Origin of the sequence: Lachnoanaerobaculum gingivalis (assembly GCF_003862475.1) — a bacterium.
Taxonomy (GTDB): domain Bacteria; phylum Bacillota; class Clostridia; order Lachnospirales; family Lachnospiraceae; genus Lachnoanaerobaculum; species Lachnoanaerobaculum gingivalis.
The window spans coordinates 275,864-289,838 of sequence record NZ_RRCO01000004.1; the positions used below are offsets into that span (position 1 = coordinate 275,864).

Annotated in this window: 13 protein-coding genes and 1 other annotated feature; of the genes, 8 read left to right on the plus strand and 5 right to left on the minus strand. The window is 37.3% G+C overall.

Annotated elements, in window-relative coordinates; all coding sequences use genetic code 11:
• Positions 1–6: 6 nt before the first annotated feature.
• Together ybaK and EHV10_RS10050 are read left to right on the plus strand one after the other, a co-directional pair.
• On the plus strand, positions 7–474 hold the full coding sequence (gene ybaK / locus EHV10_RS10045) for a Cys-tRNA(Pro) deacylase (RefSeq protein ID WP_128674537.1): 468 nt from the start codon (positions 7–9) through the stop codon (positions 472–474).
• Between the two features lie 9 nt (positions 475–483).
• Complete coding sequence (locus tag EHV10_RS10050; protein WP_128674538.1) at positions 484–3,093, plus strand: translation factor GTPase family protein; 2,610 nt, start codon at positions 484–486, stop codon at positions 3,091–3,093.
• Between the two features lie 51 nt (positions 3,094–3,144).
• On the opposite strand, the gene EHV10_RS10055 is transcribed toward EHV10_RS10050, so the two are convergent.
• From EHV10_RS10055 to EHV10_RS10070, 4 genes are all read right to left on the minus strand, one after another.
• Positions 3,145–3,285, minus strand: a complete 141-nt coding sequence (locus tag EHV10_RS10055; RefSeq protein WP_128674539.1) for a FeoB-associated Cys-rich membrane protein — start codon at positions 3,283–3,285, stop codon at positions 3,145–3,147.
• Between the two features lie 28 nt (positions 3,286–3,313).
• A complete protein-coding gene (gene feoB, locus EHV10_RS10060; protein ID WP_128674540.1) occupies positions 3,314–5,467 on the minus strand; it encodes a ferrous iron transport protein B in 2,154 nt (717 codons plus the stop codon).
• Positions 5,468–5,476: 9 nt separating this feature from the next.
• Positions 5,477–5,701, minus strand: a complete 225-nt coding sequence (locus EHV10_RS10065; protein WP_009662413.1) for a FeoA family protein — start codon at positions 5,699–5,701, stop codon at positions 5,477–5,479.
• Between the two features lie 113 nt (positions 5,702–5,814).
• The gene (locus EHV10_RS10070) at positions 5,815–6,027 is read right to left on the minus strand and encodes a FeoA family protein (RefSeq protein WP_007591319.1); all 213 of its coding nucleotides are present in this window, start codon (positions 6,025–6,027) and stop codon (positions 5,815–5,817) included.
• Between the two features lie 291 nt (positions 6,028–6,318).
• Here EHV10_RS10070 and EHV10_RS10075 point away from each other — a divergent pair, with 291 nt between their 5' ends.
• From EHV10_RS10075 to thrS, 5 genes are all read left to right on the plus strand, one after another.
• The gene (locus EHV10_RS10075; protein WP_007591321.1) at positions 6,319–6,585 is read left to right on the plus strand and encodes a DUF6110 family protein; all 267 of its coding nucleotides are present in this window, start codon (positions 6,319–6,321) and stop codon (positions 6,583–6,585) included.
• 134 nt (positions 6,586–6,719) lie between these two features.
• Positions 6,720–8,756: a heavy metal translocating P-type ATPase gene (locus EHV10_RS10080; RefSeq protein ID WP_128674610.1), complete on the plus strand. Its 2,037-nt coding sequence runs from the start codon at positions 6,720–6,722 to the stop codon at positions 8,754–8,756.
• Positions 8,757–8,908: 152 nt separating this feature from the next.
• Positions 8,909–9,274: a metal-dependent transcriptional regulator gene (locus EHV10_RS10085; RefSeq protein ID WP_128674541.1), complete on the plus strand. Its 366-nt coding sequence runs from the start codon at positions 8,909–8,911 to the stop codon at positions 9,272–9,274.
• A 156-nt stretch (positions 9,275–9,430) separates the two neighbouring features.
• Positions 9,431–10,648 carry an FAD-dependent oxidoreductase gene (locus EHV10_RS10090; protein WP_128674542.1) on the plus strand — a complete coding sequence of 406 codons (1,218 nt, stop codon included), beginning with the start codon at positions 9,431–9,433 and terminating at the stop codon, positions 10,646–10,648.
• A 52-nt stretch (positions 10,649–10,700) separates the two neighbouring features.
• Positions 10,701–10,893 (plus strand) — a binding site (T-box leader).
• Positions 10,894–10,937: 44 nt separating this feature from the next.
• Positions 10,938–12,893 (plus strand): threonine--tRNA ligase, encoded by a 1,956-nt coding sequence (gene thrS, locus EHV10_RS10095; RefSeq protein ID WP_128674543.1) that lies wholly within the window; start codon positions 10,938–10,940, stop codon positions 12,891–12,893.
• 57 nt (positions 12,894–12,950) lie between these two features.
• On the opposite strand, the gene EHV10_RS10100 is transcribed toward thrS, so the two are convergent.
• Positions 12,951–13,427: an RNHCP domain-containing protein gene (locus tag EHV10_RS10100; RefSeq protein ID WP_128674544.1), complete on the minus strand. Its 477-nt coding sequence runs from the start codon at positions 13,425–13,427 to the stop codon at positions 12,951–12,953.
• A 196-nt stretch (positions 13,428–13,623) separates the two neighbouring features.
• On the opposite strand from EHV10_RS10100, the gene EHV10_RS10105 reads away from it, so the two are divergent.
• The gene (locus EHV10_RS10105) at positions 13,624–13,944 is read left to right on the plus strand and encodes a CAP domain-containing protein (protein ID WP_243116119.1); all 321 of its coding nucleotides are present in this window, start codon (positions 13,624–13,626) and stop codon (positions 13,942–13,944) included.
• Positions 13,945–13,975 lie beyond the last annotated feature (31 nt).

Consider the following 13,975-nt stretch of genomic DNA (forward strand, 5'->3'; position numbering starts at 1 on the left):
AGAAAAATGGACGAGAAAACAAATGTAATGAGACTTTTGGATCAAAAGAAGATAAAGTATAATCATTATTCATATATAGATACTCCGGCTACAAACGGTGTGGAAGTGGCACAGTTGCTTGGACAGGATGAGAAAAAGGTTTTTAAGACATTGGTAACGGTTGGAAAGAGTAAGGCAAACTATGTATTTGTAATACCGGTGTCAGAGGAGCTTAATTTAAAAGAGGCGGCAAAAGCTGTAGGTGAAAAATCTATAGAAATGTTGAAGTCAAAGGACTTACTGCCTCTTACAGGATATATACATGGGGGTTGTTCTCCGATAGGTATGAAAAAGAGATTTACTACTGTAGTTGATTCCACAGCTTTGAATTATGAAAATATTATATTCAGTGCAGGTAAAATCGGTTATCAGGTTGAGATGAATCCAAAGGAGTTGAAAAAATTTGTGCCTGTAAGTTTTGCTTCGTTGACATAGGTTAAGCTCATGATAAATGTTGGTGTATTGGCACATGTAGATGCCGGAAAAACTACATTGATAGAGGCGATACTCTACAAGACAGGAAAGCTTAGAAAAACAGGAAGAGTGGATTTCGGTGACAGCTTTTTGGATAATGATGAATATGAAAGAAAAAGAGGAATAACTATATTCTCAAAGCTTGCAAGAACAAGTATAAATGGAATAGAAATAAATATAATTGATACTCCGGGACATGTGGATTTCAGTGCCGAAATGGAAAGAACCATATCCATACTTGATATGGCAATTTTGGTAATCAGCGGAAGTGAGGGGGTACAATCACATTCATATACACTTTTCAGATTATTAAGAGAAGCAAATATACCTACTGTAATATTTGTAAATAAAATAGACAGTGATAAGTTTGACAAGAATAAAGTATTGGGGGGACTTAAAAAATCTCTTTCAAAAAATATAGTGGACTTTTCAAAGGAAAATAAGATGCTTTTAGAAGAGATTGCAGCCTGTGATGAGAATCTAATAGAAAAGTTTATCGAAGGGGAAGAAATAACAAAATCTGATATAAGTTTTTGCATAGAGAATTCAAAAGTATTTCCGACAATATTCGGTTCAGGATTAAAACTTATTAATATAGAAGGAATACTTGAACTTATAAAAGAGTATGTACATGAAAAAACTTATCCGGATGAACTTTCAGGAATAATATATAAGATAAAATATGACGAGAACGGAAACAGACTTTCCTTTATAAAACTTCTTGGTGGAATTTTACAGGTTAAGGATACACTCTTTGATGAAAAAATCAATCAGATAAGAGCTTATGACGGTGAAAAATATAATGCAACAGATAAAGCTTTTGCAGGCGACATTGTAGCGGTCACCGGGCTTTCAAAAGTTCATGCCGGAGACACATTCGGAGATGTAAAAAGACCTGTACAAAAGCTGTTACCGGTACTCAGTTACAATATGGTATTTCCGGATGACATAAGCATAAATCAAATATACCCGAAGCTTTTACAGATATTTGATGAGATACCTGAAATCAGAATGGAGTATGACGAGGAACTTTCAAAAATCAGGGTGAATTTGATGGGTGAAGTTCAGATAGATCTTATAAAAAATCTTATAGGTGAAAGATTTGGAATTAATTGTGATCTTATAGACGGAGGTATCATTTATAAGGAAACTATAAGCGGATATATTGAGGGAGTAGGGCATTTTGAGCCGTTAAGGCATTATGCCGAAGTGCATATACTTATCAGTGAAGGCGAGAGAGGAAGCGGCATAGTTTTTGTAAATGAGGTGTCGGATGATGAACTTCCAAAGAACTTTCAGAGGCAGGTAAGAAATATTGTTGAGACATCTAAGTTTAGAGGTGTACTTACAGGTAGCGAGCTAACAGATGTGGTGCTTACTTTGGTAGCAGGCAGAGCACATGAAAAACATACCGAGGGTGGTGATTTTCTTGAGGCTGTAAACAGAGCTGTAAGGCATGGACTGATGTATGCCAAATCAATTTTATTGGAGCCATATTATGACTTTGAAATAAACATACCTATGACTTCTCTGGGTAGGCTTTTAAATGATTTAAACAATATGAATGCAGAGGATATAAGCTATGAGGGTGGAGAGACTCTCAGAGTGACGGGATATGCACCTACAGTCAATATACAAAACTATGGAAGCACTCTTTTATCATATACCAAGGGACTTGGTCAAATAGGTTTCAGTCTAAGAGGATTTTTACCATGTCATAATGCGGAGGAGATTATAGAAAAAAGCTTATATATGGCGGAATATGATACAAAGAATACTCCTGATTCCGTATTTTGCTCTCATGGTGAGAGTTTTATAGTGCCGTGGAGTGAAGTATTTAACTATATGCATTTACCGCTAAAGAAGTTTGAACTTGTAAAGGAAGAGGAAAAGATAGAGACCGTAAGATCAACCTATGATGCCACAAAAGCCGACAGTGAAGAGCTTATGGCCATATTTGAAAGGACTTACGGTAAGGTAACTCCAAGGATAGGAGACTGGGATGCACCTGTAAAAAGAACACCTGAAAAAGAGTATGTTTATAAAGAAAGAGCAAAAAAGAAACATTATCTGTTGGTTGACGGTTATAATATTATTTTTGCTTCAAAGTCGCTAAATGAACTTGCACAGATAAATATTGATGCGGCAAGAGACAGACTGATTGAACTTCTGATAGATTATAAGGCCTACAAGGACTATGAGATTATTCTGGTATTTGATGCTTACAGGCTTGTAAATCATCCTACGGAGGTGCAGAATTTCTCGGGTGTATATGTAGTATATACAAAGACTGCGGAAACGGCAGATCAGTATATAGAAAAGACCACGCATGAAATGATAAAAAGATATGATGTCACTGTAGCTACATCAGACGGTATTGAGCAGATCATTATAAGAGGTAAGGGGGCAATACTTATCTCGGCAAGGGAGTTTTTAAAAGACTTGGAAGACACTAAAGAGGCTTTCAGAAAAGAACATATAGAAAAGACTTCAGTTACAAACAGATTGTTTGATTCTTTAGAAGTAGAGCTAAAAGAAAAAATAGAAAATATCAGACTTGGTAAAAAAGAAGAGCCCTAGCAAATGCAGGGGCTCTTTCTTTTAATTGGATTTAAGTATTTGAATAAAGAATCAGGTATGACAGCTGCCTGAGCAACCGCCACATCCTCCACCACAAGAGGACTTCCCGTTTTTCTTATCTTTATAAATAGATCTTACAATAAGACCCACTACGCCGACCAATACAGCTGAAATAATAACTGTTGCTGCCATAATGATCTCCTTTCTTTAATAAAACCGCTTATACTTTAGCTTTTACAGTAGAATCTTTTTCTACATATGGCTTACGTACAAGACCGTAAATAATAGCTGCGATTCCGATAAATCCGAATATTGTACCGACACCGAACTTACCTGTAAGGATAAGTGAACCTACCTGATATATAATCATAGCTACTATATATGCAAAAATACATTGATATCCTACAGCAGTCCAGAACCACTTTATACTGCTCATCTCTCTTCTGATAGCACTCATCGCTGCAATACAAGGAGCACACAGAAGGTTGAATACGAGGTATGAGTAAGCTGATAGAGGTGTGTAGTCGGCACGTAAAAGCTGCCAGATACCCTCACCGGTATCCGCATTGAAATCGGAAACATGGTATAGAATACCGAATGTACCTACGACATTCTCTTTTGCCATAAGTCCTGTGATGGCTGCAACTGCAGGCTTCCATGTACCCCAACCGAGAGGAGCAAAAATCCAAGCAAATGTGTTTCCGATATTTGCAAGAAGAGAAGTATCCATCTGATCTTCAGCAAGATATGAGAATGAACCGTCTACAAATCCGAAATAGCTAAGGAACCATATAAGGATAGTTGCAAGTGTAATAACTGTACCTGCCTTCTTTACGAAGCTCCAACCTCTTTCAGCCATTGATCTGATGATTGAACCTGCTGTAGGAAGGTGATATGCAGGAAGCTCTATAACGAACGGTGAAGGATCGCCTGAGAATAGTTTTGTCTTCTTAAGCATGATACCTGAGATGACAATAGCGGCAATACCTACAAAGTAAGCTGATGAAGCAACCCACGCGTCATTATCAAACAATGCACCTGATATAAGTGCTATAACAGGAAGTTTTGCAGAACATGGAATAAATGTGGTTGTAATAACCGTCATTCTTCTGTCATGCTCACTCTCAATAGTTCTTGAAGCCATAATTCCCGGAACACCGCAACCTGTACCTATAAGGATTGGAATAAAGCTCTTACCTGAAAGTCCGAATCTTCTGAAAACTCTGTCCATAACGAATGCAATTCTCGCCATATATCCACAGCCCTCTAAGAAAGCGAGGAAGAAGAAGAGTGTAAGCATCTGAGGAAGGAATCCGATTACGGCACCTACACCGGCAATAATACCGTTTACAATAAGGCCTACAAGCCATTCGGCAACGCCGGCAGATTCAAGGAAACCTTGAACACCCGGCTGAATAATTTCTGCGAACAAAACATCATTTACCCAGTCGGTCATTCCTGTACCTACAGTGGTAATAGAAATATAATAAACGGCAAACATGATAGCTGCGAATATCGGAAGACCCAAAATTCTGTTTGTAACTATCTTGTCAATCTTATCTGAAATACTTACATAGTCTTTATTCTTAACCTTATAAAAACTTGCAATAACTGTTGAGATATAATTGTATCTCTCGGATGTGATAATACTTTCAGATTCATCATCCATAGCATCTTCACATTTTGTTATAATCTTTTCAATTTCAGCCAATGTACTTTCTGAAAGATTTAACTGCTCAATAGCCTTATCATCTCTTTGGAACAACTTAACACCGTACCATCTTCTTTGAAGCTCGGGTACGCTGCTTGGAAGAAGAGCGATGATATTTTTGATAGCTTCTTCTACATTCTTGTCAAACTCATGCTTTTCCTTTGGAAGAGTATGACTCTTAGCTATTTCAATAGCTTTTTCTGCAGCTTCCATAACTCCTGTACCCTTAAGTGCGGATATTTCCACAACAGGGCATCCAAGCTTTTCACTCATTTTTGCAAGATCAAGCTTGTTTCCGCTCTTTTCAAGTACATCGAGCATGTTTACAGCGATAACAACAGGTACACCTAACTCTGTAACCTGTGAAGTAAGATATAAGTTTCTCTCAAGGTTTGTACCGTCGATGATATTAAGTATCGCATCAGGCTTTTCATTGAGAACATAGTTTCTTGCTACAACTTCCTCCAATGTATATGGAGAGAGAGAATAAACACCCGGAAGGTCTGTGATGATAACATCTGTATGTCCTTTTAATTTTCCTTCCTTTTTTTCAACGGTAACACCGGGCCAGTTTCCAACTGTCTGGTTTGAACCTGTCAAGGCATTAAATAAAGTAGTTTTACCGGTATTTGGGTTTCCGGTAAGCGCAATTCTGATTGCCATATTAGCTCCTTATCTGTTTATTTCAATTTTTTCCGCATCTTCTTTTCTAATAGAAAGCTCGTATCCTCTAACTGTAACCTCAATAGGGTCACCAAGAGGAGCTACCTTACGAACATGAATTGATGTGCCTTTTGTAACACCCATATCCATGATTCTTCTCTTTACAGGACCTTCGCCATGAACTCTGGCAACAGTAACAGTCTCACCGATTTTTACATCTCTTAAAGTATCCATTCTATTCTCCTTTCCGCATTATAATAAGTGATTTCTGAAAACATACAATGGAAATTCCATTGGCGAATGTAAATAAGCTGCTTACATTCTACTACCTAAAATTGTCAGGCAACTTAGATCATTATTTTTGAGGCCAATTCCTTGCTGATTGCTACTCTTGAATCCTTGATATTAACTATCAAATTTCCTGCCATAGCATTGACAACAGTGATTTTGCCATCAACAACAAAGCCGAGGGTTGCTAAAAAAGTCTTATCTTTTTCACGACCGCCAATTTGCTTTATTGTGTATTCTTCACCTAAGTTAGCCATAAGTAATGGCATCATAACTCCTCCTTTTCATGAAACATGTCAAATACATTTTATAGGTTAGCATACACTAACATTAAATGCAAGATTTTTTTAAGGAAAAGTTAGAGTTTACTTACTGAATTTACCGAATATTAGCAAAAACTAACTAAAAAGTACTTAAAAAAATACAATATTCACAAGTAAAAGTCCTATTTTGGAGTAAATTTTCTATTTACAAGAATTTAAGTTTATGATATATTATTACCGTAATAAATTTTATAAAATATAATTGTTAAAATTAGTTAACGCTAACTTAAGGAGGTTAATATGTTTTTACTTAACGGTTTTGGATGGAAGAAGTTCGGTTTATTTGCAGCAGGTACACTTTTCGGTACAGCAGGAATTAAGTTGCTTTCAAGCAAGGATGCTAAGAAGGCATATGCACAGGGAACAGCAGCAGTACTTCGTATGAAGGAGTGCGTAATGGATACAGTTTCATGTGTACAGGAGAATGCAAGCGATATTTTAGCAGAAGCTAAGGATATCAACGAAGAACGTGCAGCAAAGGAAGCTGAAGGAAACATCGAAGAGTAATTTCTCTTATCAGTAATATAAAGTTTTTAGTATAAGGAAGAGTCTGACTCTTCCTTAAGTTATAAGAAGATGTAGAGGGATAAAAAGTGAATTGTAAAATTTTACATGAGTCAAACAGAAGAATGCGTGTGCGCATGGCTCAAAAAAGAATGTCGGTAAAAGAAGCGGATATGCTTCAATATTATTTGGAAGGCTTTGAATTTATCAGAAAAGCCGTTGTATATGAAAGAACCTGCGATGTCGCTATTTATTACAAGGATAATAAAAGAGATGCAGTTATAAATAAACTTAAAAAATTTGATTATAATAATACTGCTTTGCTTGAGAGTATGCCAAGTACTTCAGGCAGACAGATTACAAGAGATTTTCAGGAGAAGATGGTGGGAATGCTCATGTTCACAGGTGTGAGAAATATGTTCTTCCCAAACATCATCAACAATATTTATACAATTGTTAAGGCTGTTCCATATATTTATAAAGGACTTAAATGTCTGTTCAAGTTAAAATTTGAGGTTGATTTGCTTGATGCACTTTCAATAGGAATATCTATTGCACAGGGTAATTTCTCAACAGCCGGTTCACTTATGCTTTTACTTAGTGTAGGTAATGAACTTGAGGACTGGACACATAAGAAGTCTGTAGACGATCTTGCAAGAAGCATGTCATTAAATGTAGACAAAGTATGGCTTGTAACGGATGACGGTGAGGTTTCAGTACCTATTTCACAGATTCAGTCAGGTGATACCATCAGAGTACATACAGGAAATATAGTACCTGTTGACGGAGAGATGGTAAGCGGAGAGGCTATGTTAAACCAGGCATCTCTTACAGGTGAGTCGGTACCTGTAGAAAAGAGAGCGGGATCCAGAGTATATGCCGGAACTGTTGTTGAAGAGGGTGAATGTCTTTTAAAGGTAGCCGCAACTACAGGACAGAGCAGATATGATAAGATTGTATCTATGATTGAGGAAAGCGAAAAGCTTAAATCAAATACAGAAAATATGGCAAACAGACTTGCAGACAGACTTGTTCCATATTCATTGATGGCAACAGGACTTACATATCTGTTTACAAGAAATATAACAAGAGCATTGTCTGTTCTTATGGTGGATTTTTCATGTGCACTGAAGCTTTCTATGCCTCTTGCAGTACTTTCAGCAATGAGAGAGGCCGGAAATGACAAGATTACCGTAAAGGGCGGAAAGTTTATGGAGGCAATTGCAAATGCCGATACTATCGTATTTGATAAGACAGGTACACTCACATATGCCTGCCCGAAAGTACAAAGAGTTATCGGAATTGACGGAGATGATGAGAATCAGCTCTTAAAGATTGCCGCATGCCTTGAGGAACATTATCCTCACTCCATTGCAAATGCTGTAGTAAAAGAGGCTAAAGACAGAAAGATTCGTCATAAAGAGATGCATTCGGAGGTGCAGTATATAGTTGCACACGGTATTGCAAGTAAAATAGAAGGTGACAAGGTTGTAATAGGAAGCTATCATTTTGTAATTGAAGATGAAAAAGCTTTTCTTAGTGAAGATGCTAAGAAAAAGCTTGCAGAGCTTGATCACAGATATTCACATCTGTTTATGGCTATTGCGGGAAGACTTGCAGCTATTATTGAGATTGCAGATCCTCTCAGAGCCGAAGCAAAGGATGTTTTAAAGAAATTAAAGGCTCTCGGAATCAAAAAGACTGTTATGATGACAGGAGATAATATCTATACAGCCGAAGCTATTGCAAAAGAGGTAGGAGTAGATAAATTCTACGCTGAAGTATTGCCTGAGGATAAGGCAAGCTATGTGGAAAAAGAAAAAGCAAAGGGCAGAACCGTAATAATGATCGGTGACGGTATAAACGATTCACCTGCATTATCAGCTGCAGACTGCGGCATTGCCATAAGTGAAGGTGCGGCAATTGCCAGAGAGATAGCGGATGTATGTATATCAGCAGACGATTTAAATGATCTTGTAAGATTAAAAGAACTTTCAAATAAGCTTACAAGACGTGTTCGCTCAAACTTCAGATTTATTATGGGATTTAACGGTTCGTTAATAGGTCTCGGTATTTTGGGAATACTTGCTCCGGGAACATCATCACTGCTTCACAATTTGTCAACTGTAGGTATATCACTTTCAAGTATGACAAATCTCTTACCGGAGAATTAAGAAAAACAAATTTTAATATATTCGGACATCTTTTGATGTCCGATTTTTATAAAGATAACCAAAACAGTTGCAAGTAATTGATGATTACGACACTTTTATGTATAATACCAGCATAAACAGTAAGTAGGAATTCAATAAAGAAGGAGGTAATTATGGTTATACAGGAAGCTGCCGAGATGTATCTGGAGACAATACTAAGATTAAAGAAAAAGACAGGCGTAGTAAGGGCAGTTGACATTGCAAGAGAAATGGGATATTCAAAGCCGACAATAAGTGAGCAAATGAAAAAGTTCAGAGAAAACGGCTATGTTGAAGTTGACAATGAAGGACATATCACATTAACTGAAAAGGGCCTGGAGATTGCAGAATCTACACTTGAAAGACATATAGCTTTGGGTGAGATTTTACAAAAGATGGGTGTAAGCAAGGAAACAGCGATAGAAGATGCCTGCAGGATAGAGCACTATATCAGTGAAGAAACATTTGAATGTTTTAAGGAATATTTTAAGAATAAATAGTTTAAAGAAAAAGCCTATAAATCCGTCACGGATTTATAGGCTTTTGTCAAAAAAATATCTAAATGTATTTTATCAGATACTTTATTGAAAAATATTTATTTACACTGTAAACTTAACCAGTCTTATATTAAGTTAGTTGGAAGTAAGAGGTGAAAAATGGGATTACATATAGTAAATGAGGCCAATAAATGTCTGCAGTGTAAAAAGCCGCTGTGCAGCAGTCATTGTCCTATAACAACATCAATACCACAGGTTATATCACTTTTTAAAGAAGGAAAGATAATGGAGGCCGGAGAAATTCTCTTTGAAAACAATCCTTTATCTTTGGTTTGCTCAATAGTTTGTGACCACGAAGCTCAATGTCTCGGTAATTGTATAATGAACAGAAAAAATAATCCTGTAAGATTTTGCGATATAGAAAAGTTTATATCGGATTTCTATCTGGACAGAATGGAATTTGTTAAAAAGCCGAGAAAGAATGTTATGGTCGCTGTCATAGGCGGCGGTCCTGCAGGTATGACTGTAGCGATTAAGATGATAAAAGAAGGCTATGATGTAACTATTTTTGATGAAAAGAATACAATAGGTGGAGTGCTTCAATACGGTATTCCTGATTTCAGATTGCCCAAGTCTTTAATGCAAAGATACTATGACAAGATGGAAAAAATGGGAATCAAGATAAGAAACAATACCGCAGTAGGTGGAGCTTTGGAGATAAAGGATCTTTTCAGAGACGGTTACAAGGCTGTATTTGTAGGCACCGGAGTGTGGAGAGCAAAGACTCTGGGTATTGCAGGTGAGAGTATGCCGAATGTACATTTCAGTGTGGACTATCTGGCAAATCCTGACGGACATAAGCTTGGAGACAGTGTTGCGATAATCGGTATGGGAAATGCCGCAATGGATGTGGCAAGAACAGCTCTTAGGAGAGGTTCAAGAACAGTAAAGCTCTATGCCAGAAGTAAAAGAGTTGCAGCAAACTCTGTAGAGGTGGAGGCGGCCAAATATGAAGGTGCCGAGTTTATATTCGGTAAGGCTATTGAAGCCATTACATATGACGGCCCTGTATTTAAGACTGCAATATTTGATGAAGAAGATAATGTTATCGACTATGAAAAAGAACTCGACTATGTAGATGCGGATTCTACAATCATATCTGTAAGTAACGGACCTAAGAATAAACTTGTTCTTACAACAGACGGACTTAGAGCATCGGATAAAGGACTTTTGATAGTGGATGAAAATTGTATGACAACTGTTGAAGGTGTTTTTGCGGCAGGTGATGTGGTTCACGGCTCAAAAACAGTAGTTGATGCAGTGGCTCAGGCAAAGGTTGCTGTAGAAGGCATGCTTAATTATTTGGAAAATTTATAAATAAAATATACTGAGACCTTGACAAAGAGAAAATCAAGTAATATTATATTGTGCATAAACGAAGAAGAGAAAAGTAGCATATGTGGAAATTACAGAGAGAGTTGGAGGCTGAGAGCAACTTGTGGAAGTATATGTGAAGACCGTCTCGGAGTGGCTTTAATACAGCACGTTGATTACGTTATAATCAAATGAGGGATATATTTATATATCCGAATTAAGGTGGAACCGCGTCAATCGCCCTTAAACGATAGTTTAGGGGCGATTTTTTATTATTGGAAATGGAGGAAATATGAAGATAACATTAAAAGACGGCTCAGTAAAAGAATATGAGAGCAAAAAAAGTATTATTGATATTGCTAAGGACATCAGTGAGGGGTTGGCAAGAAATGTGGTTGCCGGTGAAGTAAACGGTGTTATGCATGATTTAAGAGATGAAATTGAAGCTGATTGTGAGCTCAATCTTATTACACTAAAGGATAAGGAAGCACTTTCAGTTATAAGACATTCAGCATCACATGTACTTGCAGAGGCTGTAAAAAGAGTTTTCCCTGAGGCTAAGCTTGCCATCGGACCAAGCATTGCAGAAGGATTTTATTATGATTTTGATCACGAGCCTTTCTCAAGAGAAGATCTTGACAAGCTCGAGGCCGAAATGAAGAAGATTATAAAAGAAGGTGCACATATCGAGAAATTTGAGCTTCCAAGGCAAGAAGCCATCAAATTTATGGAAGAAAAAAATGAGCCTTATAAGGTGGAACTTATAAAAGATTTACCTGAGGGTGAGAAGATATCTTTCTATAAGCAGGGAGATTTCACAGATCTTTGTGCAGGACCTCATCTTCAAAGAACAAAGGATATCAAGGCGTTTAAGCTTATATCATCATCAATGGCATATTGGAGAGGAGATTCAAACAAGGCAAAGCTTCAAAGAATATACGGTACAGCATATAATTCAAAAGAGGAGCTTGAGGCACATTTAAAACATCTTGAGGATATTAAGCTTAGAGATCACAACAAGCTTGGAAGAGAAATGGAACTCTTCACAACTGTAGATGTAGTGGGTCAGGGACTTCCTCTTATGTTACCGAAGGGTACAAAGATGATTCAGAAACTCCAAAGATGGATTGAAGATCTTGAGGACAATGAGTGGGGATATGTAAGAACAAAGACACCTCTTATGGCAAAGTCCGATCTTTATAAGATTTCAGGACACTGGGATCACTATCAGGACGGTATGTTTATTTTGGGAGATCCTCAGCATGATGGAGAAATCCTTGCACTCAGACCTATGACATGTCCTTTCCAGTACTATGTATACAAGAATACTCAAAAGTCATACAGAGATCTTCCATATCGTATGGGTGAGACTTCAACACTTTTCAGAAATGAAGATTCGGGAGAGATGCACGGACTTACAAGAGTAAGACAGTTTACTATTTCAGAGGGACATAATGTAATAAGACCGGATCAGGCTGAAGAAGAGCTTCAAAGCTGCTTAAACCTTGCAATATATGTACTTGAAACACTGGGACTTAGAGATGATGTAACATTCAGACTTTCAAAGTGGGATAAGGACAATAAGGAAAAATACCTTGGAGATGAGGCATATTGGGAAGGAACACAGGCGGCACTTAGAAATATCTTGGTAGAAAAGGGACTTCCTTTTACAGAGGCTGACGGTGAGGCTGCATTCTACGGACCTAAGATTGATATTCAGGCAAAGAATGTTTACGGCAAAGAGGATACAATGATTACAATTCAGCTTGATGCCGCTATTGCAGAAAACTTCGACCTTTACTATATAGACCAAAACGGTGCAAAGGTAAGACCTTATATTGTACACAGAACATCACTTGGTTGCTATGAGAGAACACTTGCATGGCTTATAGAAAAATATGCAGGAAAGTTCCCTACATGGTTATGTCCTGAGCAGGTAAGAATTCTTCCTATATCAGACAAGTATGCAGACTATGCAAACTCAGTTTTGAAAGAACTTAAGAAAAACGGTGTGGACGCTACTGTTGATACAAGAACAGAGAAAATCGGATTTAAGATAAGGGATGCCAGACTTTCAAGACTTCCATATATGCTTGTAGTAGGTGAAAAGGAAGAAGCCGAGGGAAGCGTATCTGTAAGAAGCAGATTTGCAGGGGATGAAGGAAGTAAAAAGCTTTCAGACTTCGTGGATATGATCTGCAAAGAGATAAGAACAAAAGAAATCAGAAAAGAAGAAGTAACTGAATAAAATGTGAATTTAGAAGAGGGCGAAGACCTTTAAATGATCTTTGCCCTCTCTTTATTTTTATTTATCAAGTGCATTTTGGAGTAAATGGAGTGGGAATGGCGGTGAGGCCAAAGGCCTTACGGCTATCGACATCAAAAGTACAGGGTTGTCGTCTGCGGCGCTTCTGTTGGTGTTAAGTTTACCGCATTTTTTACATCTGTGAACTATTGCCCATTCACCCTTATCCTTAACCCATATGGAAATAGGCTCCATAATGCCTTTACAATCACTTTTTCGATCTCCCGGTTCATTGTCCACATGAATGGAGGACAGGCAGTAGGGGCAATGGTTTCTGTGATGTGTACCTGCACCTTCAGGATTTATCATTTTTCCACAATTGGCACAGGGGAAAGAGTCATTGCATGCTTCATATCTGTAATCAGGTTCTATTTTTACGGAATTTTTCTTTTTGATTGTACCGGCTTTCTTCTGTGATGAAGGGGCGCTGTTAAGGTTTTTTAGAGCCTCTTCCAAATCAAATTTTTCTTGACTCATATTTTCTTCTCCATTGTGTATTTCTTACAATATAGTTTGTGTATCTTAACCAAACAGGCACTGTGAATTATCTAATGTGTCAGATATAATTATATTGTATAAAAATTATATAAATACTTATTTCTGTATTATACCCAAGAAATTTGTATATGTAAAATATATTTTAACGGATTTAGGATGAGTTGTAGGAGAAAAAATGAAGAAGAGATTAGTTGTTCTGGCGGCGGCACAGCAAAGAGCAAATGAGAGTGCGGTATCATTTGCACATACCAGACCTGACGGACAGGCTTTTTATACTGTGAACAATATAACAAATAATTACATTGGAATATCTGAGATATTGACAATGGACAATTCCTCATCTACAGATATAAAGATTACATCATTTAAGAATTCACCAAAGCATAATGAGTTTATGCTTCAAAGTGAGGGGGTTATAGAAAATCTGCCGGTGTCTACAATATATGCCGGAGTCGGATATTATTATGTAGCAATGCTTTTCGGACATCAGAAATAAACAAAAGTCGCCACCGATTATACTTACAGCT